The organism is Desulfitobacterium dehalogenans ATCC 51507, assembly GCF_000243155.2.
Taxonomy (GTDB): domain Bacteria; phylum Bacillota; class Desulfitobacteriia; order Desulfitobacteriales; family Desulfitobacteriaceae; genus Desulfitobacterium; species Desulfitobacterium dehalogenans.
Genome location: NC_018017.1, coordinates 1,425,439 through 1,449,570, shown reverse-complemented (window position 1 = coordinate 1,449,570; position 24,132 = coordinate 1,425,439). Strand labels below are relative to the sequence as shown.

Genomic DNA, 24,132 nt, shown 5'->3' with positions numbered 1-24,132 from the left:
ATTTTTAAAAGAACTCTTCTCTCTCATCGGTTGTATAAAAAAGTTGCTTCATTTCTTTATCGTTGATTGAATCTCTGTATGCCAGGAGCCGCTTCCTGGCATTTTCTCTATCTATACAAGCCCTCTCCTTCAAAACCGCTAATTTCTCAGGTATCCCGCGATCGGCAACCCTATTTTTGACCTCAGCAAACAGTGCATGGTTCCCACATAAAAATTTCCCTTCCTCCAGAACCTTTGCCGCGATCATGGATTCAAATCCTTCAAATGCCAATTGTCTCTCCACTACGGAAAGATCTTTGATAACATAATCTATTTCTTCTTTATAACTGGGATGTTTAAGTAAATAAAACTTCCACTCATAGATGGTAGAATCAATATCTTTAATAATTTCTTCAGACAAATCTTTATAAATAATTACAATATCGAGATCTGACCCCTTGACCATTTTCCCTGTAGAAAATTCAGGTCTTGGTTCAAGATGGGCCATATCATATGCCACATCCCCCGAAATAATAAAACATGTTTTTTCCTGAATACTTTGAGAGTCCTGTTGGGATGCTATGATTTTTTCCATGATATCCTTCGCAACTTCAAATTTATTTTTACTGATCTTCTTGATGGATTGATGGATATGGTCCGCCTTTGCATGAGCTTCCTCAGACTGTTCCTTCAAACTGACAACCGTATAGTTATAAAATTCTCTGATTATGGAGGGGGAAAGCCGGGCAAAACCTTCCACATGTTTATCCAGCCTTAGATACCTTGTTCCAATCGTGCTTAAAATAATATCGGCACACTGATTACACTCCTCCCAGAGATCAAAAATAGTTATCGCGGTTTTTTCATGGATTTCTTTGCCTGTTAGAGGTCCATGAACTTCAAGCAAACGAATAAGATTCTCCATTCTCAAAATCCTTTCAGCCATATTTTAATAAGGATTTTCCTTAATGATCCCCATTTTATTTTATGCTTTTTATCCTCTAATGTAAGGCCTTCCCTCTCCGTTTTTCAATGTTATTCCTATTTGCACTCCATAAATTTCCTGATTATTTGTCCTGAAATCGGGCAAATTAGAATTACTGGTTCAAGCCTCAAAAATCTAAACTACAAAACATCTTGGGAGGTAATCAATCATGGCAAAGTACAATTTACCAGTAGACAAAAACACGGTAGCATCTCAATTCAATGTTAACTTAGGTCCAGAGGCCACTTCCCGTCAAAATGGTTCCGTCGGAGGAGAAATGGTTCGCCGTACATTTGAAAGTTTTGGTAAAAGATAATCATTGTTGCATATAAAAGTTAACATTTAAGTTTTACATTTGTTAAAAAGAGCCTTGTTACATGAAACAGCCCTGTTCTATTAGAACAGAGCTGTTTTTTATTATATAAGTTTTTTATCCACTTTTATCTCCTTGCCCAGCTGTTTGTGCAAATCAAAATTATTACTGATTAACCCTTGACAATTTCCCCTTGCTTTACTACAATATATCCTAATTTAATATCTGCATAACAAAGACTTGCAGGACTTCCTGCATTTCGGAGTATAAGAGCAAAAGCTGTGATAAGAATAAGTAGTAACCTGTACCGCAAACAGAAAGTTGCCGGATGATGAGAGGCGCTTGGCAGGCTGGTTATGAATACCTCTTTGAGCTTCACACCGAACGTTTTTAGTAGGCTGTGACGGTTTCCTGCACACGTTATAGTGCTAGAGTATCACCCATATTTATGGCGTACTCGAAAAGGCGGACAATGCGAGTTGTTCGTAAATGTAAGGTGGTAACACGGGAGCACACTCTCGTCCTTCTGGAAATGAAGGGCGGGAGTTTTTTTATTTCCCAATCTTATAGACCTTGCTTGTATTAAATAATATTTTAATCTTCAAGGAGAGTCAGCCAATGAAAACTGTAGAAGAACAATTTCGGATCATCACCAAAGGGGTCAGTATGCTGGTCAATGAGGAAGAGCTGAAAAACAAACTGGCGGAGTCCCTCAAAAACAACCGTCCCTTAATCATCAAACTGGGGCTCGACCCAAGCGCACCGGATATTCACCTGGGTCATGCCGTGGTACTGCGCAAAATCAAACAGATGCAGGACCTTGGTCACGAAGCCGTGATCATTATCGGTGATTTTACCGGAAAGATCGGCGACCCATCCGGCAAAGCGAAAGGCCGCAATGCCCTATCTGATGAACAAGTAAAGGAAAATGCCAAGACCTATTTCGAGCAGATTTTCAAAGTACTGGACAAGAAGAAAACCACAGTCCGCTATAATAGCGAATGGCTTAGTCAACTGAATTTTGAGGATGTTCTTAAGCTTGCTGCCACAACCACAGTGGCCAGAATGATGGAACGGGATGATTTCCAAAAGCGGTTCAGCAATAATGTCCCTATCGGCATCCATGAATTCTTCTATCCTTTAATGCAGGCCTACGATTCGGTGGCTCTGAAAGCAGATATGGAGCTGGGGGGCACGGACCAGACCTTTAACATCCTGATGGGCAGAACTCTGCAGAAAGCCATGGGACAGCCTCAACAGATCGCCATGTTTATGCCCCTTCTGGAAGGATTGGACGGCGTGGAGAAAATGAGCAAGAGCCTCGGGAACTATATCGGGGTCTATGAGCCCGCCCAAGTGATGTTCAAAAAAGTCATGGAAGTTCCCGATGAATTAATTCTGAAATACTTTGAGCTGGCAACGGATGAACACCCGGACCGCATCGAAGCTTTCCGAAGAGAGCTGGCTCAGGGCAAAAATCCTCGTGATGTCAAATATGCTTTAGCGGAGATCATTACCCGGCTGTATCATACTGAGCAGGAGGTTATCCAGGCCAAGGCATTCTATGATGCTGCCTTCAGCAAAAAGGCTATTCCCGATCAGCTCCCTGAGCTTGGAGTGAAGGCCCAAAGCCGGCTGATTGAGCTTATCCCCCTGCTTGTACAAAAGGGTTTTGCCACCAGCAACGGAGAATTCAGACGCTTGGTTCAGCAAGGGGGAGTACAGCTTAATCAGGAGAAGATTGAGGATTTGGATAGAGTTCTAGCCGACGGCGATGTCTTAAAAATCGGTAAAAAACGCTTTGTCAAAATTGTGTATGACATGATTCAACCCGCTGATAATCCGGCATTTCACAAGTAACCTCCAGATTCATTCCTTCCAGTACCCTGGTCACCTGTTTGCGCTTATCGACCACATAAGCCCCTTCCCCATGTTTTTCAAGTTGTTCCGTCAGGTCGGAACTCATGGTCAGACAGATATCGGGATTGGCTGCCAGGATATTTTCCATGAGCAGTTCGCTGTCCGCGCCTTGGAATGGTTTCAGATCTTTAATCTGCGGTGTGAACTTGTACTGATATTTTTCCCAGCTGGGGCTTTTGACAAAGGAAGGGGAACCTTCGTTAGCGATTCTTTCCCCAGCGCTCAGGGTTTCCACAAAAGCGTTAAGGACACCGATGGAACCGATGGTCCCCACCGTTTTAACTTCCGCAGGCAGAGTGACGGTGCGTCCTGCCATATCGGTGACGGTGCGTTCCGTTGGAGCAGCTTCGCCTCCTGCCGCCGGCGGATTTGAGGAGGCCGGAGTGCTTTGTCCGCAGCCGACCAGGCTCACGGCAAGCATAGCGGCCATGAGCAATGCAAAAAGTTTTGTTTTCAGTTTCATGATACCTCTCCTTTTTTATTGTTCATTATTCATAACCGGGATACACACTTTCATGGTGGTATCCGTAGAATCCAGCCTTGCTTCAGCCACGCAGACCGGCGTGGAGTAAAGCCTGGTCAGATTCCCGGTGGTTACGACATCGTCAGGATGCCCTTGAGCCATGATCACTCCATCCCGCATGAGGACTGCTTTGCTGCAGGCCAGAAAGGCATGATCCGGAAAATGGGAAGTCATTAAGATGGCATAGCCCTGCTCGGCTAAGGTTTTAATGACCTTGAGCATTTTGACCTGGTTGTAATAATCCAGATTGGCGGTGGGCTCGTCCATGACCAGGATTCCGGCCTGCTGGGCAATAGCCCTGGCGATCAGCACCATCTGCTTTTCCCCGCCGCTCATCTCATTAAAGGGATAGCTTCGCATATGCAGAATTCCCATCTTCTCCATGGCTTCTTCAGCCAGTTTTCGGTCCCGGCTTGAGGGCCGGGCCCCCAGGGCCAGATTCGCCACCCTTCCCATCTGCACGATCTCTGCCGCTTCATATGGAAAAGCTACAGTGGTAGCCTGGGGAACATAAGCCATCAGCTCCGCCCGCTTTTTAGGGGGAATTTTATTTAAATCCAGTCCGTTCAGGGTAATCCTGCCCCTTTTCATTTTATGGAGAGAAAGGATGCACCTGAGCAGCGTTGTTTTCCCGGTTCCGTTAGGCCCCAGCAGACAGAGGATGTCATGACTGTTCAGCTCAAAGGAAATATCTCTAAGGATGATTCGCTCAGGCTGGTAATAAAAGCTTAGTTCTTTGACGCTCAGCATCAAGACCACCCCTTTTTCACTCTGGACAGGAGCAGGACAAAGACGGGAGTCCCCACCAAAGCAGTCAGTACGCCAAGGGGGAGTTCAACTCCCTCCACACCGCGGATAATATTATCAATGATCAGCAGGAAGATTCCCCCGATAAAAAAGGAAGCGGTAACCAATTTGGAGTAGTTGGCACCGGTGAGCATCCGGGCAATATGGGGTACGACCATGGCCACCCAGCCGATAATCCCGCAGATGCTGACCGAACAGACGGTCATCAGGGTGGAGCTACAGACCACCACCAGCTTGACCAGGGGTACATTGACACCCATAGTGGCCGCTTCATCTTCTCCGACAGCCAGAGCATTGATCTGATGACGGAACAGGAAGATGAGGGCCATGGAGAGCAGCATAGCCGGCAGCATGAGGAGAACATCCTGATTGGCCCCTTTGCCCAGTCCCCCCATCAGCCAGAACGTAATGGCCGGCAATTGGTTCTCCGTATCGGCTAAAGTCTTGACAATCGAAAGCAGGGACTGGAATAGACTGGAGACAACAATCCCGCCCAGGATCAGGATCGTAATCGTCTGCTTCTCAAAGACATAAGCGATCACATAAGCGGCCACCACGGCAATCATCCCAAAGGTAAATGCCGGGGTCTGAATCTGCCACCATGATCCATCGTTGATCATGGCCAAGGCCGCCCCGAAACCTGCCCCTGCCGACACTCCCAAAAGGTCCGGAGAGACCATGGGATTTTTAAACAGGGTCTGGTAAGAAGCACCGGAAACGGACAGGGCCCCTCCCACCAGAATACCGAGGGCAATCCTGGGCAGGCGCACCTGGAGGACGACGGTTTCCAGGGTGCTATCCCAATACTGGGGGATCGGCAGGAATTTGGAGAGGATAATATCCAGAACCGTCTGGGGGGGAACGGATACCGCCCGACTAGAAATGAGGCGAAAAAAAGTACCACCGTCAAAGCGACCAGCACCATGATTTTCACTGCGAAATACTCACTGTTTGTGTGCTTCAAGATTGATTCTCCTCTATCACTGAATGAAGTCTCGTTCAAAGATGCTCAGACCCGCAAATCAGCTCCACTTCAACCTCTTCCCCGGCTTGATATTCGGAAATACCGATGGGTGCGATCAAAAGAGCGTCCATTTGCAGCAGAGAATCGGGTAGGTTTCGGTCCCAGCCATGGGAGTTGCTTCATAGCCCCCTTCTTTCCTATCCAAAATCAACCTGAAATAAAATTCATAATCCGGCCGCTTATGAAGGGGCTCAGTTAAACGGACTTTAAGCTTCGGCCGCCGGGGGGCCGTCAGCCCATAATTATGATGGATCAGACCGGATACACACCAGTCCATGGCTAGAAAGGTGGCAAAAGTAGGTCCGGGCATATTGATCACCGGTTTCCCACCGATCATAGCAATACCCACCGGCCTGCCGGGAATAGCCCTGATACCGTGCCGGAAAAGATCGGCCTTTTTCTCAAGGAGAGCGGTATTGAAATCCTCAGCGCCTTTGGAGGATCCGCCATTGATCAAAACTAAATCCGCAACGTTCAATGCCTTATCCAGGGCTTCCGCCAATTCCTCAGGTTTATCCTTGATGATCGGATAACAGGTCACCTCCGCTCACCATTGCCGCAGCAAGGCACTTACCATCAGACTTTTGCTCTCGATGGTTTGACCGCGCTCCGGTTTGATTCCTGCATGGATCAGCTCACTCCCGGTGGGTATATAAATGACTTGAGGCTTTCTGATAACTTCCAGGTGATAAATTCCGCCCAGAGCCAGCATAGTCAGATGCAAAGGGGTCAGCCTGACATGAGCTTCCACAATCGGGTCCCCCTGACGAATCGCTGTCCCTGCCGCTCCTACACAATCCCCTTTTTTAAAGGTAAGACCCTTAGCCAATGCCAGTCGGCCCTCGCTGTCATAGTAAATCTCCTCCACCGGGATGACCGTATCGTACTCATCAGGAAAATCATCCCCGGTATCCGCCTGAACATAGTCAACACCTTTCACCCAGCCTGAAGTATCCGGCAGGCCGTTGCTAAAATCATTGGAGCGGACCGCGATTCCAGGCACCGAATACAGCTCCAAAGCCTCTGCTCGGGTGACAGGTAAATGCTTTTTTTCACTCATATCTGTATCTCCTTTTCGCTTAGCTTTATTTTTCATTTAATCGCTCCAACTTAATATGGTCTTTTCAAATTCCTCGCCGATGAAAAGGGGCATATCCTGCCAATGAAGGAGGCTGGATATCGCCGGATGGGGAAGGCTATAACCCTTAAGCCCGGCTGCGGCAGGAAGGCCGAGAATCAAGGGATCGGCGATCATCCTGGTATAAATGCCGCTTCTGAGAAGCTTAATCAGCTGTTTCTCGCTTTTCAGGAGGAGATCCCCAGGCAATGCCAATTCCGGCTCCAGGCCAAAAAAACTGGCTACGGTAATGCTCTGCCCACAACCGGCTTGCCGGAGAGCGGCCCGAAGGGAATTGGCCACGATCTGATCTCCGATGATCAACAAGGCTCCCGCTTTATCGGCCACCGGCAAATCTCCGCCGGCTTCTGCCACGGCGCCCTTGATAACACGATTTTGCTTATCCGCCGCCGTCTGACGTAAAGCCTCCAATACAACCCGGCTGTGCTTCATCCCCAAAGGAGCTGCAGCTACATAGGGAATACCATAGTTTGTGTAGAGATACCGGGCAGCCGCCCAACCAGACTGGGATACCACCAGATTGACCTCCGCAGAAGCGGCACGCCGAACCTGATCCAGCTCCGTCTGCATCCAAAAACTGCCGTTAATCCGGAAGCCGTTATCTTCCAGAAGACGAATCAGATCCCTACCGTTATCGTTGGCCGAGAAATCCAGCGGAGTCAGGCCCAGAATATTTACATGTTTGGAAGCTGTTGAGATTCCGGAAACGGCGAATCGTTTGAGCAGTTTTAAATGGGCGGCAGAAATTCCCTTGTTGTAATAGGAAAATCCCGTGGTAGCAAAGCCTAGTGCCGCAAAACCACTGCGCGCCTCAATTTCCCGGGCGATCCCGTTCATATCCCTGCCGATGATCGCCGGCACGGGGCTGCCCGGCAATGAATTCCGGCTTGAGCTTCTGCGCCGCTTCAATGGTCTGGCTGATCAGCCGTTCTTCATCCCCGAGCACAGCTTCAATGGTTCTCAGATTCGAGCCAAAGGTACTGCGCGTGCTTTCCGTCCAGCGGGGTTCATCTTAGGTGACATAATTGCGGGTACAGCATGAGGCGTCATCAATGATGATCAAACAGTTCAGTTCAAGAGCGTGGAACAGGCTCCGGAATAATCACTGGAAAAAGGCGGGAGATAGATGGCTAACCGTTCCATGGACGCTCGCTCCCCTCATCTCTGTTCACCTTCAGGTCTCCCCAATCCGCTGCCCTGGCGACAGCTTCTCCCATAAGCTTCATCAGCTTGCGAATACCGTGAAACCCATAAAAGGACTCATCATTAAACACATCCACAAAATACCTGGCCTTCAGCAAAAAGGCTCCATCATAACCGATAGCCATGTACTCCTGGTCCAAACCATAAATAGGAAGGGGGATTGAAATAATAAGGAATGTCCAGCTTTTCCGCCATGCTTTGAGCAGCAACCAAGCCCATGGGCACTAGTACCAGGTTCAGCCGACTGGCCGCCATCTTTTGATATTCCTCAAACGTCCGACAAGCAAAAAGCTCCCGTACTCTCTTAATCCCCCAGTCCGCCAAAAGGTCAAAGAGCTCGCTCTCCTGATCAAGAGAAACATAATTGCCGATTAGATTAATACCTTCGTCCTTTTCCTCGGTGTATTCCAGCAGCTCATACATCTGATTATGCTTGCGCATGCCCTGGGATATTTTTTCATCGGCCGCCACGGGATTGATATGGCAGACTGTGAAATGATGTCCGAGAAAACGGCTTTTGAGCTCTCGCAAAAGTGCTTTTTCATCGGTACCCAGGAAATCATCGATACAATTAAAGTAAAGCACAAAGGCCTTAGGCGCCGGCTCAAGCACCTCCAGAAGCTCTTCCACCGCAGCCGATATTCTCAACATATTGTCCGGAAACCGCATCCTCTTCCCCGATATATAAAAAGGAGAGAAACTCTTTTTCCCCGTTTTGCAGGGCACGTATAGCGTTGCGGCGGCCGCAGGCCGTGGGGCATATATGGAGACTATGGCTCTCCGGAATGCGCAGAATAGTCTTAGGTCTGCTCCGGTTGGGAATATAATTGAGAAGATTATTTTGCACCCCCTTACTCATGACCGCATACCTCAATGAAATGCCGGGCCAAAGTGCGGTAACTTTGAGCGATCTCCGTTTCGGGAAATAACTCCATGACTGTCTTGCCCTGCTCTTCCCCTCTCTGTATCTCAGCCGCCCGGGGGATAACGGAAATGAGCTCACCCTGGGTTTCCGCCGATAGCTGCTGCACCAGCTCCATCTCCTTGTCCACATTGCGCCGGTTCAGAATCAGCCCCCCGTAACGGGCATAATCCCGGTTGCGGAAATTGGCCAAAGCTGCGGCGATATTGGACGCTGCGTACATGGACATCATCTCTCCCGAGGTAATTATAAAAACCACATCCGTATATTCTCCCCGCAAAGGCATGGCGAACCCGCCGCAGACCACATCCCCCAGCACATCGTAAAGCACAATATCCGGTTGGTAGACTTCATATGCCTTCATTTCTGCCAAGGTATCAAAGGCGGTGATAATTCCCCGTCCGGCACAGCCGATACCCGGCATGGGACCGCCGGCTTCCACACAAAGAACTCCGTTATATCCCTCTTGCACAAAGTCCCCCACCTGCAGGTCATCCCGTTTGCTGCGCACCAGCTCCAATACGGTTTGAATGGGCCTCCCTCCGGTCAACATTCTTGTGGAATCCGCCTTGGGATCGCAGCCGATCTGCATCACTTTATAACCCATCTCACTCAAGGCTACCGCCAAATTGGATGTGGTAGTGGATTTGCCAATCCCTCCTTTGCCGTAAATAGCTGCTCTGATCATTTTTTATGCACTCCTTATCCGGTGGAATTTCTCCCGCACATTCCTGCCGTTATTTTGGTTCAAATTTGACAGCAGTCAAATCAGTTGGCGACTACGCTGCCTGATCTGTTCGCCATAGTTTTCTCCTATAAAGAAAAAAGCGGCTTGCCTTTCTAAAAGCAAACCGCCCGATAGCGAAAACAACAAAAGCCAGAGCCGACTCTGTCAAATTTGTCCTTTCTGCTTCCTTTTCATAAGTGAAGGCCAGCTGGTTTCCTAACTGACCCCGTGAGCGGTTTGCTCAGGCTCTTCCGTCATGAGAGATTCTTTTAGACGAATGAGCTCGGAAACTATTCAGTTTTGTCTTTATGCTAATAATCGGACAATCCGAAATTTTAATTCCCGATGTTTCTTCCCACAAACATAAATAACATAAATCAACAGAAAAATAAACATCTTGATTTTATTTTACATTATATCTAGTTATGTTAGGTTATCTTCCGCCCAGTTATGCAGCAGCCTCAAAGCACTACAATCTCAGTAAACATCAATCCTGTCAGCTCGTGTCTTTGATAGGCTTCAACAAATCTTTCAGAGCAATAGATATTAACACCGTAGCCCTTGGCCCTGAACAGATCTATTCCATTGAGAGACTCCCCCCTCAAAAAAAGGCTATCTCTCGATTCAATCCGCTCCTTGCTCTCGGCAAGGTATGTTTCATAGCCGCATTCCGAGCAACTATCGAGCAGAATAATGTTTGATTTTCTATAAAGTTCGGCGCACACATCAACATGAAGTTTGTAATAGGCAGGCGGGACTGTGGGTATTTTATTGACCCGGGTACCATGGCGCCGGAGCTCCTTAAGTTGCATATCAGTTAAATCATTGAAGGATAACACAGGGGCTTTCTCTAGTCTATAGCCCGTAATCTTTTCTCTTTCCAGAACGTCTTTAGCTTTCTCTGAAATATGATTAATATAAAACCAGAGAAAATCAGGATAATTATCATTAGACAAAACAATAGGGGTATCTGTTCCAAAGTCATGCATTACGCTTTTTTTCCATTCTCTCTGGCATTTGGAGCAAAGAATCCATTTTCTTGGCCATTCGGTTACACTTAACCCATAGGCGTATTTTTTCTTGTTTCCTTCATCAATTTCTAAACAATAATATCGCATCTCATCACCTTCAATATATACTTTATGGACATCAACCATTTCTGGTGCTCCCTATAAGTTAAGCTTCTTAAATAATAAAAAAGAGCCGATGAATTCGGCTCCGGCAAACATCATGTAAAAAGGCAAAGATGTAATATCATACTACCCTTAAATTCGCCACACTTGTTCCCTCCCCGAAAACTTGTGCTTCTGGAATAGGGCAGGTATCCTGACTTGAACTCATCCTCATCCCTTGCCTTCCCGGCTTCGACCAGTGGATCCTCTAAGGGACTCGTCCTTCATACAGTAGCGGGGCTGTCCCGGCTTCGCACCGGAGTTCACTATTAATGCCATTAAGCAACCCTATTCCGCATCGTATTTAGCTGTTTTCCTTAACTTTCCCTTATAACCAGATTATAACAAGTACCCCCGTAAGTCAACAGAATATTTTGACATTTCACAGAAGTTCTATCGATTTAAAAATATTTTGCCCACAATAAAAGCATCCCCTATAAATAGGAAAATCCAGCAGCCCAAATTATGCATCGATGCATAATTTGACCTCTTTTCCTTCACTTTCTGTTCGGATTGCTTGGAAACCAGCCTTTTTTCACCCGTTTTTCCTGCTCAAGAATTTCATGGATACTCCAGAGACAGGAGAAGCCTGTCACACTGACGATTGCGGAAAGCATATTATTCGTGATGAATAGAGAAGCGCCGATCAGTACCACCCCTGCGACCAAGAATAAGGGCCAGATCCTTTTTCCGAAATAGTACTCTCCCTTGATAACGATGGGATGAAAGACACCGATTATGATAAAAACCATGATTCCTATGATCACACCCTGAAAACTCATCTAAATCCCCTCCTATGTACCCTAGAAGTTTATTTTAATCCCATAACTCCCTTTTGTCACTAGCCTGTCACTCTGGATCTCCTAATAATAAAACCGAGGCATAGCCCCGGCTTTATACACATACAACGATCCAGCTCTACTTTGCAATTTGTCCTAATACAGAAGCCTCTTTATTTCCTGTTTGAATGGGCTGTCGATCAAAAATAGGCACCAATAAAAACGTAATTAAACAGACAATCCACTCCAGATAAATCACATGAGGGAACACCCTTATGACCGGGATAAATTGCCATAAAATAATTGCCGCAATCCCCACGAGATTCGTATAAAAAGCTGAACTCCTCCGGGCAAGCCCCGGCGCAAAAACAGTAAACAGGAATACAACGGTAAAAGCTGTGGTCAGGCTAAGTCCGATCATAATCGTCTTCAGAATCCCACTGATCGTCAAAGCTAAAGTAAAGGTCAGTACACCTAAAGCGATCACCGAAAACTTTGTCACCCACATTAAATGCTTCTCATCGCTATCCGGACGTAAAAAGCGTTTATAGATATCCTGGGAAAATAAGGTGGCGGAACCTAATAATAAACTTCCTGCTGTAGATACATCCGCAGCCCAAAGAGCGGCAAGGGTGATTCCGGCAAGTATCGGAGGCTGCGACATAATCATTTGGGGCAGCGCCAGGGTTGCACTCATATCCGGATACATTCCCTTGGCAGCAATTCCCATCAAGGCGGCGAGAAAACCTATGGGCAGCATCAAAAGCCCCCCAATGACAAATCCATTCCGTGCTGTCTTCGCATCCTTGGCACTTAAGGAAATCTGTACTGTACCTTGAATGGACATGGTTTGCGTGATCATCACGGCAAACCAGCCGGCAATGACAATCCAGCCCAGACCATCCACCCAATGAAAATACGGGACCTCTTGGGGAAGCTTCACAGCGATCTGTGCAATCCCACCTTGGTTCATGAGAGTGGAAATGGTCGCCACAGCAATTCCCAGATAGATCAAAACTACATTTAAGATATTCGAAATACCGGCGGACCACATTCCTCCGACGAAGGTAATTCCAATAAAAACAATGGCACTTATAATGATTCCCGACTGCAGCGTAAACACGGAAGGGAGCAAGGAGGCCAGGATCGCTCCGCCGGCAAGGTATTGCAGGGATGTTATGACCAGTTGAATGGTAATTTGACTGAGTACACAGATCACCCGGCCTTTAACATCATAGAACTTCTCAAACATCTCGGGAACTGTAGTGATATTCATACTACGGTATTTGGCGGCAGCCAACATTCCCATACAGATCGCCCCTGCACCCCAGGCCACATTATACCAGCCGGCAGCAAGTCCCACATTATAGGCCTGTTCCGCCACACCAATGGTCGAAGCCCCGCCGATGGCTAAACCTGTAATCAATACGGCAATGAGAGGAGTCGTCATCTGACGACCGGCAAGGAGGAATCCTTCCGTTCCCTTGGCGCGTTTAGAGGCATAAACACTAATTCCAAATAACGCAATAATATAAAGAATTACAATCAGCAAAGGTATATTGAACATCTCGCCACCATCCTACTAAAGTTAATTTGAAAGTTAAGATTTAATTTTCTTCAAAGTCCTACTGAACTTCTGTACTTCACTTTTTATACTACAATTAGTTACCCTTTTGGTACAAAGGTATGGTTGCCCCCCCATAGGGCATTAAAATTACATCTTGTTTTTCCTGATCAATTTGAGCCAATTGTATGGCCTCTTGAAATGAATTGACCCCGATTACTCCCATGGGTTTGACCAACTTCGGCTCAATCTCCGAGTAGAGAATGACTTTTGCCTTACGGGCTGATTCCACTGCGGCATAGAAGATATATCCAGGAATGGTAAAGTTCTTGCGCAGCTCTGGATCAAGGACTTTTTCCTTAAGGGGCTCATTCCATCCGAAAAACTCATCTGCGCCGGCCCCTTCCCGGCACTCAGCCAGAATAAGAATCGTACCGCCGGGCTTGACGGCAAGAGCCGCATTAAATAAGGTTTTGGTACTCTGATAGAGAGAAATATCTTTAGGGAAACCCCCACAGCTGGCAATGACGAGATCAGCCTTCTTCTCAATCGGTACTCCATAATTCTCATCAGCCCATGTACAGCCTTCTTCCCAAGCTTTTAGCCAGTGTCCGGCCACAAATTTAGCAATCCGGCCATCCGTATGGATAATGGTATTAATGAGGAATTCAGGATTGACAAAGCGTGTCGCATCGACCATATCTTCATGCAAAGGGTTATCGATAAGTGCTCCTACCCCGATCAATGGATTGGACTGCTCTGCATTGGGATCCAAGGAATGCAAATGGTTTTGAGCAATGGTCTTCCGGCTTGCTACCCCTGGAAGAATGGACTTGCGCCCACCGCCGAAGCCGGCCATCAGGTGATGAACAATTCCTCCGGTGAGAATCACCTTCCGGTCCACAACGAAGCGGTTGACAACCACTTCCGTGCCCCGAGGAGTTGTTCCCACATGTACCATTTCGGAATGGTCGCAGTCATGATCCACCACCTCAATTCGTGAATACACCTCCTCTCCGACAATCTTCTTTTTCTCCTCAGGAGTTTGTCCCCGGTGAGTTCCGGTAGCCGTTAGGATAAGGATATCCTTATCCGGAATGCCTAAGGTATTCAATCGATTCACAACCGTGGGCAGATATTCATGAAGCTTTACCAGACGTGTGATATCACTGACGACAATCGTAACCTGATCCCCTGCCTTAAACAAGGTATTGAAAGACGGAGAGGCGATGGGAGTATCGAGAACCCTCTCGATTTCCTTCACCACATCCTCTAAAGGCTGAATATCTTTGGCCTGGAGCTCCTGGATGACATTCTGCGGATTGAGTAGAAACTCCTGATACCCTTCACCGTATTTAAACCGATATTCCTTTTTCATAAGTTTCCCTCCCTATGCACCATATACTGATTCAAATAAGCCGCGATAAGGGAAAGGCCCCATATCTCGGTGAGATATGGGAACCTTCCCTCTTTTCCTATGAGCGGATAGTATCAAGAGTTTTCTTAATCTCTTCGAGGAAACTTTTTGTGTTTACAGTTTTTATATTGGGCAACTCAGAGATCAGTGCCAGATCTTTGGTCATAATTCCAGCTTCTATGGTCTTTAAGGAGGCTTCCTCTAATTGTCTGGCAAAATCAACCAAATCCTTCAAATCATCCAACTCTCCACGCTTTTTAAGGGCGCCCGTCCAGGCAAAAATAGTGGCGATGGGATTCGTTGATGTCTCTTCCCCTTGGAGATGCTTGTAATAGTGACGAGTGACGGTACCATGGGCCGCTTCATATTCGAAATATCCCTCCGGGGAAACCAGGACGGAGGTCATCATGGCCAGACTTCCAAAGGCCGTGGCCACCATGTCCGACATCACATCCCCATCATAATTCTTACAAGCCCAGATGTACCCGCCTTCTGAGCGGATGACTCGGGCGACGGCATCGTCAATGAGGGTGTAGAAATATTCCAATTGAGCCTCGTCAAAGCGTTCCTTATATTCCTTGTCATAGATTTCCTGGAAGATATCCTTAAAGGTATGATCGTATTGCTTGGAGATGGTGTCTTTGGTAGAAAACCAAAGATCCTGATTGACATCCAGTGCGTAATTAAAACAAGCCCGGGCAAAACTCTCAATGGAATGATCAAGGTTATGCATTCCCATCAGGATTCCCTTACCTTCAAAGTCATAGATGGTCTGACGCGATTCTTCCCCATGTTCACCTGAGAAAACAAGCTCAGCCTTGCCTGGACCACCTACCCGATACTCCACATTTCTATAGATATCTCCATAGGCATGACGAGCGATGGTAATGGGTTTCTTCCAAGTGGTGACTAAGGGCTTGATGCCTTCCACAAGAACGGGAGCACGAAAGACCGTTCCATCGAGAAGGGCCCGGATGGTTCCGTTGGGACTCTTCCACATTTGCTTTAGATTGTATTCTTCCACCCGCTGTGCATTGGGTGTAATCGTAGCACATTTAACCGCTACCCCATATTTCTTGGTGGCCAAAGCTGCATCAATGGTGATCTGGTCATCGGTTTCGTCCCGTTTCTGCAGTCCCAGATCATAATACTCAGTCTTCAATTCAATGTAGGGATGAAGCAGGATTTCCTTGATATAGTCCCAGATAATCCGGGTCATTTCATCTCCGTCCATCTCCACCAAGGGGACATTCATTTGAATTTTAGTCATGGCTTCCTCCTTATATTAAAATTACTTATGGGTTAGGTTAATGATCTCCTTTTTCCCTAAGCAAATCTTCGTAAATATACATAAGCTCCTTATCAAAGAGGGAGCGCTTCATATCCACAGCAAAAGCTCTTACCCGGGCAAGAAGCTCATCGGCTTCTTCATCCGTAATCTCTTTACCGTATTCATTCCGGAACTTAGCTTTGATGGCGGCAGTTCCCGAGTGTTTACCAATAACAATCTGACGCTCTAAGCCTACTTCCTCCGGTTTAAACACTTCGTAGGTGAGGGGGTTCTTCAACGCTCCATCCGCGTGGATCCCTGACTCATGAGCAAACATGTTACTGCCCACGATGGCCTTCCAAGCAGGAACAGAACGTCCTGATGCTCTCGCCACAAATTCTGAGACCTCTACAAAACGCCCTGTGGCAAACTTCAGATCGACTCCTGCCAAATACTTCAGCGCCATGACAACTTCCTCTAGGGCTGCATTGCCGGCCCGCTCTCCCAAACCGTTGACAGTTACCCCAATATGGCTGGCCCCCGCTTTTACCCCGGCTAGAGCGTTGGCGGTTGCCATACCAAAGTCATTGTGAGTATGCATCTCTATATCAATATCGATGGTTTCTTTTATCTTTGTAATTCGTTCAAACGTCGTGAAAGGCTCAAGAATCCCCACCGTATCACAATAGCGGAGCCGGTCTGCCCCCGCCTCTTTGGCCAGACGGGCAAATTCCAGGAGAAAATCCATATCGGAACGGGAGGCATCCTCAGCATTCACTGATATATAAAGCCCATTTTTCTTGGCAAATTCGGTGGCCTTAACCATTCTTGCCAGCACATCTTCCCGCGTGGTCATCAGCTTATGTTCGATATGAATGTCCGAAGTAGAAATCGATATAGCAACAGCATCGCATCCACAATCCATAGATTTTTCAATGTCCGCTATCACAGCCCGGTTCCATCCCATAATACTGGCCTTCAAGTTCATCTTAACAATATCACGGATGGCCTTTTGCTCATCTCCACCCATGACCGGAACCCCAGCTTCAATCTGATGGACACCGAGATCATTCAGCATCCGGGCAATCATCAGTTTTTCCTGATTAGAAAATACTACTCCTGCAGTCTGTTCTCCATCCCGCAATGTCGTGTCCACGATGGTTAATGTTCTTTCTTCCACGACTATTTCAGCTCCTTGCATTTTTAGCAAATATTCATCGACCTTAATACTAACACAATCTAGAAATTTGTGAACTATTTACCCCAACAAATACTGTATACTTTGTCGAATAACTAAAACAAAACTTCCTTTCAGATTATACTCCAGAAAGGAAGCCCGATTGCTTATAACTTTGCTGCGAAGTCCTTTAATTTTAACCCTACATTGCGCAGCTCATCGATCGTTGCTGTATTTTCCTGAATCGCAGCCGCTTGCTGCTGGGAGATCGCTCCAGACTCCTCGGCGGATAGGATCATATTCTTTACTGCAGATGAAATCGCCTCAATGATGACCCTGACCTGCTCTGTTGAATGTTTACTCTCATCAGCTAATTTGCGGATTTCCTGTGCGACTACACCAAACCCGCGTCCATACTCTCCGGCCCTCGCGGACTCGATCGCCGCATTTAATCCCAGCAAATTGGTCTGATTGGATATGGATTTGATCGAATTGATGATGACTTCTGTTTCGCTAATTTTCTTATCGGATAATTGTGCCTTTTCTGTAAGTGCTTGCCCGACTTCTGCCAGCCTTGCTGCCCCACTGGCAATCTCATTCATCGCCTCAGCCATTTGGTCCAAAGTATCTGCTAATTGCTCAGCCACTTGATAGACATCCTGCTGCTTTTTTCGGCCTGTAGCACATAATATGGTACCTACGGGATTTTTATTTTCATCGAGAATCGGGATGTTCACCCCTTTAAATGGCATGCCGTCACGAACATTAAAGGATGTTTTTCTTTTCTCCTTCATGCACTTTTCCGTGGCTTTTCCCCATACCTTGCTCCCCACAGTGATGCCAATCTGTAAATCGGGACCTTCCGCAACTTGTAAGTAGTTTTCGCCATCCGTGACATATAACGCCATATCTTCAGGTAGAGACTTAACGATATGAGGCAAAACGCCAATCAGAGCCTGCAGCGCTTCCTGCCCTTTCAATACTTCCATCTTCTTTCCTCCAGACTTCGAAAGTGAACCACTTCGACAGCTTTGACGTCATAATAGGCCTTTGCAATCTTAGATCAATTACCAAGTACTATTTAAAATCACCACCATTTTACTATGGTTTTACAAAGGAAACAATCTTCTCATTGATTAATTATTTTGAAACTTCAAATTAAATAACTTCTTGCATAAAAAAGCTTTCTTCCCAAATGTCTGGAAAGAAAGCTTTATCGATCAACAATTCTCTAAATTCTACTCTTAAACCTTCGCTAGCTGTTCCTTGAGCAGGGTATTGACCACACCGGGGTTAGCCTGGCCTTTGGTGGCTTTCATCATCTGACCGACAAGGAAGCCCATGGCTCTCTCCTTACCGGCTTTATAGTCTTCCACCGATTGAGGATGAGCGGCAATCACTTCATCTACCAGTTTCAGTAAGGCATCTGTATCGCTGATTTGTGCCAAGCCCTTCTCTTGAACAATGACTTGCGGATCCTTCCCAGATTCAAACATTTCTTCAATCACAGTTTTGCCGATCTTACCGCTGATAGCTCCTTTCTCAATCAGAGTCAGGAGCTCAGCCAGTTGAGATGGCCGAACGGGGGATTCTTCCACACTGATTTGTTTCGCATTGAGGAGGCGGGCGAACTCCACCATGACCCAATTCGCCAAGGTCTTGGCATCTTCATAATTCTTCAGAGCTTCATCAAAAAAGTCCGATATCGCCTTAGACAAAGTAAGTACTCCTGCATCATACTCCGTCAATCCTAAAGACTTATAACGTTCCCGACGTGCAGCGGGCATTTCCGGAAGGGTCTGGCGAATTTCCTCCACCCACTCCCTCTCGATAACCAGGGGCACCAGATCCGGCTCAGGGAAATAGCGGTAATCATGGGCCTCCTCTTTTGAACGCAAGGAAAGGGTGACTCCTTTTCCCTCATCCCATGTCCGGGTTTCCTGAATGATGCTTTTCCCCTGATCTAAAAGTCGGGCTTGGCGCTCAGTCTCATATTCCAGGCAGCGCCGTACAGAGCTGAAGGAATTGAGATTCTTCGTTTCGGTCCGGATGCCAAACTCCTTCTGCCCGTGCGGACGCAAGGACACATTAATATCAAAGCGGACCGAACCTTGTTCCATCCGGCAGTCGGAGACTTCGGTGTATTGAATGGTCCGCACCAATTCTTCCAAGAAGCTCACCACTTCGGAAATAGAACGCATATCCGGTTCCGATACAATCTCCAAGAGAGGCACTCCGGTCCGGTTGTAATCAACAAACGACTCATCGGAGGTGGAAATGGTGGCACCGCTATGAACCAGCTTTCCGGCATCATCTTCCATATGGGCGCGGGTTATTCCCACCTGTTTTTTTTCTCCGCCCACTTCGAATTCCAACCAGCCCTTTTTGCAGATAGGCAGATCATACTGGGATGTCTGAAAATTCTTCGGTGCATCTGGATAAAAGTAATTTTTACGATCGAATTTAGAAAAGTCGGCAATCTCGCAATGTAAAGCCAGACCAGCTTTGATGGCCAGATTGACCACTTCACGATTGAGGACCGGCAGTACCCCAGGCAACCCCAGACAAACGGGACAGACATGGGTATTTTGCTCTCCCCCAAACTCGGTGGAGCAGTTGCAAAAGATCTTGGTCTTAGTAGCCAGCTCAACATGGACTTCCACTCCGCAGACCATTTCATAACGTTCAAAGATACTCATTACCGCGCCCCTCCTTTGCTTAAGCTTGGTTTCCTGGTATGGAAGGCGGTGTTTTTCTCGTAGGCGTAGGCTGTCTTATAAAGAATTCCTTCAGCAAAATGTTTCCCCATCAGCTGCATACCCACCGGCAATCCATCCACAAAGCCTGCCGGAATGGATAGGGCCGGGATTCCGGCTAAATTAATGGGGACAGTACATACATCGGATAGATACATGGTGAGAGGATCTCCGGATTTCTCCCCGATGCGGAAAGCTGGAGTAGGCGCTGTAGGTGAAAGGAGCACATCAAACTTATCAAAAGCCTGTTGAAAGTCCTGAACGATTAGGGTCCTTACCTTTTGAGCCTTCAGATAATAGGCGTCATAATACCCGGCACTTAAGGCATAGGTGCCCAGCATGATCCGGCGCTTAACTTCTGATCCGAAACCTTCTGCCCGGGTTTTGCAGAACATCCCTATGACATCTTCCGCCGATTCGGCCCGATGTCCATAGCGAACCCCATCATAACGGGCTAAGTTGGAGCTGGCTTCTGCCGTAGCAATCAAATAATAAGCCGGCATAGCATATTCTGTATGCGGTAAGGAGCATTCTTCAACGATAGCTCCCAGACTTTCATAGGTGCGAAGGGCTTCCCGAATGACCTCTTCGACATGGGGATCCATCCCCTGCCCAAAGTACTCCTTAGGCACACCGATTCTTAAGCCCCGAATATCTTCGGTTAAAAATTGAGTATAATCTGGTTTCTCAAATGGCACTGAAGTGGAATCTTTAGGATCATGCCCTGCAATAGCATTGAGCACTAAAGCATTATCGCGGACAGTTTTCGTCACCGGTCCGATTTGATCCAGGGAAGAAGCATAGGCAATAAGCCCGTAGCGAGACACTACCCCATAGGTAGGCTTTAAGCCCACGACACCGCAGAAAGCTGCCGGTTGACGAATCGATCCCCCTGTGTCCGAGCCTAAGGAGTAGACTGCTTGGTCTGCGGCTACAGAAGCCACAGAGCCTCCCGAAGAACCTCCAGGTACCCGTTCCAAATCCCAGGGATTACGGGTGGCGAAAAATCCGGAGTTCTCAGTAGAAGAGCCCATGGCAAACTCATCCATATTGAGCTTTCCTAAGAGAATGGCTCCAGAATCATTCAGCTTCTCAGCCACGGCAGCATTATAGGGCGGAATAAAGTTCTCCAGGATTTTAGAGGAACAGGTTGTGCGAATTCCATCTGTGCAAAGATTATCTTTCAGAGCCATCGGAATTCCCTCTAAAACTCCAAGCTTCTCTCCCCGGGCTAATTTTTCATCCACAGTCTTCGCTTGGGAAAGTGCCTCTTTTTTAGTAACCGTGATAAATGCTCTAATATCAGGATCTACAGCTTCAATTCTATCCAAAAAACCTTGGGTAAGCTCAGTTGTACTGATTGCCCTGCTTTCTAATAGCTCATGCAGTTCGCCAATGGTTAGCCCTGTCATTTCCATGAAGTTCCTTTCTCCTTTGCTACACTAAATTTCAATATTAAACAATCCGTGGGACTTTAAAGAAACCCTCTTTTGCATCAGGCGCATTGGCGAGTACTTTTTCACGGTCCATGGAGGGCTTAACCAGATCCTCCCGCAGCACATTATGCAAAGGAACTGCGTGAGCCGTAGGTCTGATATCGTCCGTATTCAACTTTTCCAGCATAACTGCATAGTCCAGAATAGAGTTCAATTGCTCTGTATTGGTCATTAATTCTTCCTCCGTCAATTCCAATCGAGCAAGCAAGGCCACATGTTCTACTTCTTCGCGAGAGATTTTCATTTCGTTCACCATCCCATGTACAAATAATGAAATATGAGAGCTTATAGTATAACCCCAAAGTGTATATTACAACATTTTTGTGGATAAACAACCATTTTTTGAATTGGAATTAACGTCCTAGGGCAACAGCTTAACAAACTCCTCTTCAGTTAAAACTGGAATCCCCAATTCTTTTGCCTTGATGAGTTTTGAACCCGCTTTTTCTCCGGCGACCACAAAGGCGGTTTTCTTGCTGACACTGCTGGCAGCCTTGCCTCCGAACTCTTCGATCATAGTTTCTACATATTGACGATCCCAGCGCTCTAAAGACCCTGTCACCACGATGCTTTTTCCGGCGAAAATCTGGGGTTTCGCAGAGCGTTGAGCCCTCATGTTTACACCTGCTTGACGCAGCTTATCCAGGAAGTGGTGCGTACTTTCCTGCTGGAAAAATTGAGCGACGCTTTGAGCCATGGCAGGACCCACATCCGGAATCTCCTGCAATTCCTCTACCCCAGCTCTCTCCAGCTCTTCCATGGTTCCGTATTTTTGAGCTAAGATCTTGCCGGCCTTTTCCCCCACATGGCGAATTCCCAGACCGAAAATGAGGGAAGCCAATCCTCGTTCTTTGCTGTCTTCGATAGCCTTGAGCAGATTCTCGGCAGATTTTTTACCCATCCGCTCCAATTGGACCAGGGGATCATATTCCAAAGCATAGAGATCTGCGGCGTCCTTAATCAGTCCAGCCTCCAAAAGCTGATAAATGACCGCCGGTCCCAACCCATCAATATTCATCGCATCCCGGGATACAAAATGAATGATGGCTTCCCGCTGCCGGGCCGGACAGGTGATACTGGTACAGCGATGAGCTGCCTCCCCTTCTTCCCGAATGACCGGACTTTGGCACTCAGGGCAGGTCTGGGGCATCTCAAAGATTCGCTCACTGCCTGTTCTCTTTTCCGGCAGAGTTTTCACCACTTCAGGGATCACATCCCCGGCCTTTTGAATCAAGACACGGTCCCCTATGCGGACATCCTTGGTTCGGATATTATCCAGGTTGTGAAGCGTGGCCCGGCTCACCGTGGATCCTGCGACAAAGACCGGAGTCAAATTGGCTGTGGGAGTAAGTACACCTGTCCGCCCCACTCGAATCACAATATCCTCTACAACGGTTTCCACTTGCTCCGCAGGAAATTTATAAGCTATGGCCCAACGAGGGCTTTTGGCAGTGAAGCCCAGCTCCCGCTGCTGGGCGATATCATTGACCTTAATCACCAGTCCGTCAATATCATAAGGATAGTTATGACGTTTCCCGACCACTTCCTCACAATAGGTAATGACATCTTCAATAGCTGTAAAGACCCTATACTCCGGATTAACCGAGAACCCCTGTTCCTTCAGATAATCCAGTACGGCAGACTGGGAAGCCAGCTCCGCCCCTTCGGGAGTCAGGACTTGATAAGCAAAATACCCTAATTTGCGCTGAGCCGTAATCTTGGAGTCAAGCTGACGTAAAGAACCGGCTGCCGCATTGCGAGGGTTAGCAAAGAGAGGCTGTCCAGCATCTTCGCGCTCTTGGTTAAGTCGTAAAAACGAGCCTTTAGGCATATATCCCTCTCCCCGCACATCAAGGCGGCCGCCCGATTTACGAAGTCGCAAGGGAATAGCGGGTATGGTCTTCACATTGGCTGTAATTTCTTCACCGACTTCACCATCGCCACGAGTAGCACCACGAACCAAAACCCCATCTTCATAGGTTAAAGCGACGGTCAAACCGTCAATTTTGAGCTCCACTACATACTCCACTTCGGCTACCATCGAACGAACCCTGCGGTCAAATTCCAGAAGATCTCCTGCATTAAAAGCATTATCCAAACTAAGGAGGGCTTCAGCATGACGAACTTTGGGAAATTCCTTGGCAATATATCCTCCGACCCGCTGAGATGGGGAATCGGAAGTCAGGAATTCCGGGTGTTCTTCCTCCAGACGAATCAACTCCAGAATGAGTGTGTCATACTCTGCATCACTTAAGGTCGGCTGATCCAAACCATAATATTGATAATTAGCTTCCTCGATTTGCTCACGTAAGGCCTTGATTCTTTGTGATACATCGGACATAAAAATTTCCCTCCTAAACATATAAAACTAAGGAGATCCGGGTCAGGTAGCTTTACGCACAACGTTCTCTCAGTAGCTCCAAGGCTGGTCAACTCGCTCTCTCAACAGCTCCGCCAAACCCCTGGGTAGTACCCGATGTGAACCGGTGGCTCCGCTACATTAAGAAAGCCTCGTTAACCCGGCCGCCCTTCCGCTAAAATCGTTCACTCTTGTGCGTAAAGCTACGCTTACGGGTCCTTAAGATTGTCTTTCCCGGGTCTATTTTCCGGTAGCTGGCCATGCCGCGGAGCGGCACCGGCCAAGAATGAAAAGTGTCATCTGGGTCGTATAACTTTATCCTACATCTGCCTGCCCAAGCCCGAAAAGCAGCCAAAGGATTTTGCTTTAAGGCAGAGAACGGATTCTAAGCGAGCAGGTCAGCAATCTTCGCGAAAAGACTGCAGCGGAGTCGGGTTGGAAACAGGACGTTTCCAACCGGCTATGAGAACAAGTGCGAAAGCAGTGCTTTCGAGGAGCCGATTTAGCCACGAAACCCGGGTGAGGGTTTCGCCCAAGCCGCCACGCCACAGAGATTACTTAGCGGCGCAGGTGCACCCGACGTAGCGGAGGTCTTGAGCGA

Annotated in this window: 24 protein-coding genes, 2 riboswitches and 1 other annotated feature; of the genes, 2 read left to right on the top strand and 22 right to left on the bottom strand. The window is 47.3% G+C overall.

The window, feature by feature from the left end:
• Positions 1-4: 4 nt before the first annotated feature.
• On the bottom strand, positions 5-925 hold the full coding sequence (locus DESDE_RS07020; RefSeq protein ID WP_041917232.1) for a nucleotidyltransferase domain-containing protein: 921 nt from the start codon (positions 923-925) through the stop codon (positions 5-7).
• Between the two features lie 208 nt (positions 926-1,133).
• On the opposite strand from DESDE_RS07020, the gene DESDE_RS07015 reads away from it, so the two are divergent.
• A complete protein-coding gene (locus DESDE_RS07015; protein ID WP_014793345.1) occupies positions 1,134-1,280 on the top strand; it encodes a small, acid-soluble spore protein, alpha/beta type in 147 nt (48 codons plus the stop codon).
• A 269-nt stretch (positions 1,281-1,549) separates the two neighbouring features.
• Positions 1,550-1,806, top strand: a binding site (T-box leader).
• An 89-nt stretch (positions 1,807-1,895) separates the two neighbouring features.
• On the top strand, positions 1,896-3,137 hold the full coding sequence (gene tyrS, locus DESDE_RS07010; RefSeq protein WP_014793344.1) for a tyrosine--tRNA ligase: 1,242 nt from the start codon (positions 1,896-1,898) through the stop codon (positions 3,135-3,137).
• Here tyrS and DESDE_RS07005 read toward each other — a convergent pair.
• The 21 genes from DESDE_RS07005 to ligA form a co-directional block, all read right to left on the bottom strand.
• The gene (locus tag DESDE_RS07005) at positions 3,082-3,660 is read right to left on the bottom strand and encodes a TroA family protein (RefSeq protein WP_014793343.1); all 579 of its coding nucleotides are present in this window, start codon (positions 3,658-3,660) and stop codon (positions 3,082-3,084) included. The genes tyrS and DESDE_RS07005 overlap by 56 nt on opposite strands.
• A gap of 15 nt (positions 3,661-3,675) precedes the next feature.
• Entirely contained in the window at positions 3,676-4,470 is a 795-nt protein-coding gene (locus DESDE_RS07000) for an ABC transporter ATP-binding protein (protein ID WP_014793342.1), read from the bottom strand.
• Positions 4,470-5,363, bottom strand: a complete 894-nt coding sequence (locus tag DESDE_RS06995) for a FecCD family ABC transporter permease (protein WP_242831401.1) — start codon at positions 5,361-5,363, stop codon at positions 4,470-4,472. Before DESDE_RS06995 ends, DESDE_RS07000 begins: the two co-directional genes overlap by 1 nt.
• A 243-nt stretch (positions 5,364-5,606) precedes the next feature.
• Positions 5,607-6,092, bottom strand: coding sequence for a molybdopterin-binding protein (locus tag DESDE_RS22470; protein ID WP_242831358.1), 486 nt, complete (start codon positions 6,090-6,092; stop codon positions 5,607-5,609).
• A gap of 6 nt (positions 6,093-6,098) precedes the next feature.
• On the bottom strand, positions 6,099-6,611 hold the full coding sequence (locus DESDE_RS22465; protein ID WP_242831357.1) for a molybdopterin-binding domain-containing protein: 513 nt from the start codon (positions 6,609-6,611) through the stop codon (positions 6,099-6,101).
• Between the two features lie 36 nt (positions 6,612-6,647).
• Positions 6,648-7,598: a nitrogenase component 1 gene (locus tag DESDE_RS06985; RefSeq protein WP_242831356.1), complete on the bottom strand. Its 951-nt coding sequence runs from the start codon at positions 7,596-7,598 to the stop codon at positions 6,648-6,650.
• Positions 7,599-7,819: 221 nt separating this feature from the next.
• Positions 7,820-8,017, bottom strand: coding sequence for a hypothetical protein (locus DESDE_RS22460; RefSeq protein WP_242831355.1), 198 nt, complete (start codon positions 8,015-8,017; stop codon positions 7,820-7,822).
• Positions 8,001-8,543, bottom strand: a complete 543-nt coding sequence (locus DESDE_RS22455) for a nitrogenase component 1 (protein ID WP_242831354.1) — start codon at positions 8,541-8,543, stop codon at positions 8,001-8,003. Before DESDE_RS22455 ends, DESDE_RS22460 begins: the two co-directional genes overlap by 17 nt.
• A complete protein-coding gene (locus DESDE_RS22450) occupies positions 8,497-8,751 on the bottom strand; it encodes a hypothetical protein (protein ID WP_242831353.1) in 255 nt (84 codons plus the stop codon). Before DESDE_RS22450 ends, DESDE_RS22455 begins: the two co-directional genes overlap by 47 nt.
• Positions 8,744-9,502, bottom strand: coding sequence for a nucleotide-binding protein (locus DESDE_RS06975; RefSeq protein ID WP_014793341.1), 759 nt, complete (start codon positions 9,500-9,502; stop codon positions 8,744-8,746). The genes DESDE_RS22450 and DESDE_RS06975 overlap by 8 nt, the downstream gene beginning before the upstream one ends.
• Before the next feature lie 207 nt (positions 9,503-9,709).
• Positions 9,710-9,842: riboswitch (molybdenum cofactor riboswitch) on the bottom strand.
• 160 nt (positions 9,843-10,002) lie between these two features.
• Positions 10,003-10,698: a double-CXXCG motif protein gene (locus DESDE_RS06970; protein ID WP_014793340.1), complete on the bottom strand. Its 696-nt coding sequence runs from the start codon at positions 10,696-10,698 to the stop codon at positions 10,003-10,005.
• 142 nt (positions 10,699-10,840) lie between these two features.
• Positions 10,841-11,019: riboswitch (cobalamin riboswitch) on the bottom strand.
• 191 nt (positions 11,020-11,210) lie between these two features.
• A complete protein-coding gene (locus DESDE_RS06965) occupies positions 11,211-11,495 on the bottom strand; it encodes a DUF4491 family protein (RefSeq protein WP_014793339.1) in 285 nt (94 codons plus the stop codon).
• A gap of 136 nt (positions 11,496-11,631) precedes the next feature.
• A complete protein-coding gene (locus tag DESDE_RS06960) occupies positions 11,632-13,059 on the bottom strand; it encodes a sodium:solute symporter family protein (protein ID WP_014793338.1) in 1,428 nt (475 codons plus the stop codon).
• Positions 13,060-13,153: 94 nt separating this feature from the next.
• Positions 13,154-14,434, bottom strand: a complete 1,281-nt coding sequence (gene larAH10 / locus DESDE_RS06955) for an NPN-dependent 2-hydroxyacid racemase, LarAH10 family (RefSeq protein WP_014793337.1) — start codon at positions 14,432-14,434, stop codon at positions 13,154-13,156.
• Positions 14,435-14,531: 97 nt separating this feature from the next.
• The gene (locus tag DESDE_RS06950) at positions 14,532-15,743 is read right to left on the bottom strand and encodes an NADP-dependent isocitrate dehydrogenase (protein ID WP_014793336.1); all 1,212 of its coding nucleotides are present in this window, start codon (positions 15,741-15,743) and stop codon (positions 14,532-14,534) included.
• Positions 15,744-15,780: 37 nt separating this feature from the next.
• Positions 15,781-16,923, bottom strand: coding sequence for a homocitrate synthase (gene nifV / locus DESDE_RS06945; RefSeq protein ID WP_014793335.1), 1,143 nt, complete (start codon positions 16,921-16,923; stop codon positions 15,781-15,783).
• Between the two features lie 164 nt (positions 16,924-17,087).
• Positions 17,088-17,909, bottom strand: coding sequence for a methyl-accepting chemotaxis protein (locus DESDE_RS22720; protein ID WP_014793334.1), 822 nt, complete (start codon positions 17,907-17,909; stop codon positions 17,088-17,090).
• Between the two features lie 255 nt (positions 17,910-18,164).
• The gene (gatB, locus tag DESDE_RS06935) at positions 18,165-19,619 is read right to left on the bottom strand and encodes an Asp-tRNA(Asn)/Glu-tRNA(Gln) amidotransferase subunit GatB (RefSeq protein ID WP_014793333.1); all 1,455 of its coding nucleotides are present in this window, start codon (positions 19,617-19,619) and stop codon (positions 18,165-18,167) included.
• A complete protein-coding gene (gene gatA, locus DESDE_RS06930) occupies positions 19,619-21,094 on the bottom strand; it encodes an Asp-tRNA(Asn)/Glu-tRNA(Gln) amidotransferase subunit GatA (protein ID WP_014793332.1) in 1,476 nt (491 codons plus the stop codon). The genes gatB and gatA overlap by 1 nt, the downstream gene beginning before the upstream one ends.
• 37 nt (positions 21,095-21,131) lie before the next feature.
• Positions 21,132-21,416: an Asp-tRNA(Asn)/Glu-tRNA(Gln) amidotransferase subunit GatC gene (gene gatC, locus DESDE_RS06925; protein ID WP_014793331.1), complete on the bottom strand. Its 285-nt coding sequence runs from the start codon at positions 21,414-21,416 to the stop codon at positions 21,132-21,134.
• 117 nt (positions 21,417-21,533) lie between these two features.
• Entirely contained in the window at positions 21,534-23,513 is a 1,980-nt protein-coding gene (ligA, locus tag DESDE_RS06920; protein ID WP_014793330.1) for an NAD-dependent DNA ligase LigA, read from the bottom strand.
• Positions 23,514-24,132: the final 619 nt, after the last annotated feature.

Coding starts and splice junctions, on each gene's coding strand:
- DESDE_RS22460 (WP_242831355.1), bottom strand. CDS start 8,017: ATGGCTATCGGTTATGATGGAGCCTTTTTGCTGAAGGCCAGGTATTTT.
- gatA (WP_014793332.1), bottom strand. CDS start 21,094: ATGGAAATGACAGGGCTAACCATTGGCGAACTGCATGAGCTATTAGAA.
- DESDE_RS22720 (WP_014793334.1), bottom strand. CDS start 17,909: ATGGAAGTATTGAAAGGGCAGGAAGCGCTGCAGGCTCTGATTGGCGTT.
- DESDE_RS06960 (WP_014793338.1), bottom strand. CDS start 13,059: ATGTTCAATATACCTTTGCTGATTGTAATTCTTTATATTATTGCGTTA.
- DESDE_RS07020 (WP_041917232.1), bottom strand. CDS start 925: ATGGCTGAAAGGATTTTGAGAATGGAGAATCTTATTCGTTTGCTTGAA.
- DESDE_RS06965 (WP_014793339.1), bottom strand. CDS start 11,495: ATGAGTTTTCAGGGTGTGATCATAGGAATCATGGTTTTTATCATAATC.
- gatC (WP_014793331.1), bottom strand. CDS start 21,416: ATGAAAATCTCTCGCGAAGAAGTAGAACATGTGGCCTTGCTTGCTCGA.
- DESDE_RS22450 (WP_242831353.1), bottom strand. CDS start 8,751: ATGAGTAAGGGGGTGCAAAATAATCTTCTCAATTATATTCCCAACCGG.
- DESDE_RS07015 (WP_014793345.1), top strand. CDS start 1,134: ATGGCAAAGTACAATTTACCAGTAGACAAAAACACGGTAGCATCTCAA.
- DESDE_RS07000 (WP_014793342.1), bottom strand. CDS start 4,470: ATGCTGAGCGTCAAAGAACTAAGCTTTTATTACCAGCCTGAGCGAATC.
- tyrS (WP_014793344.1), top strand. CDS start 1,896: ATGAAAACTGTAGAAGAACAATTTCGGATCATCACCAAAGGGGTCAGT.
- DESDE_RS22455 (WP_242831354.1), bottom strand. CDS start 8,543: ATGTTGAGAATATCGGCTGCGGTGGAAGAGCTTCTGGAGGTGCTTGAG.
- ligA (WP_014793330.1), bottom strand. CDS start 23,513: ATGTCCGATGTATCACAAAGAATCAAGGCCTTACGTGAGCAAATCGAG.
- larAH10 (WP_014793337.1), bottom strand. CDS start 14,434: ATGAAAAAGGAATATCGGTTTAAATACGGTGAAGGGTATCAGGAGTTT.
- DESDE_RS06975 (WP_014793341.1), bottom strand. CDS start 9,502: ATGATCAGAGCAGCTATTTACGGCAAAGGAGGGATTGGCAAATCCACT.
- DESDE_RS07005 (WP_014793343.1), bottom strand. CDS start 3,660: ATGAAACTGAAAACAAAACTTTTTGCATTGCTCATGGCCGCTATGCTT.
- DESDE_RS06950 (WP_014793336.1), bottom strand. CDS start 15,743: ATGACTAAAATTCAAATGAATGTCCCCTTGGTGGAGATGGACGGAGAT.
- DESDE_RS06970 (WP_014793340.1), bottom strand. CDS start 10,698: ATGGTTGATGTCCATAAAGTATATATTGAAGGTGATGAGATGCGATAT.
- gatB (WP_014793333.1), bottom strand. CDS start 19,619: ATGAGTATCTTTGAACGTTATGAAATGGTCTGCGGAGTGGAAGTCCAT.
- DESDE_RS22465 (WP_242831357.1), bottom strand. CDS start 6,611: ATGAGTGAAAAAAAGCATTTACCTGTCACCCGAGCAGAGGCTTTGGAG.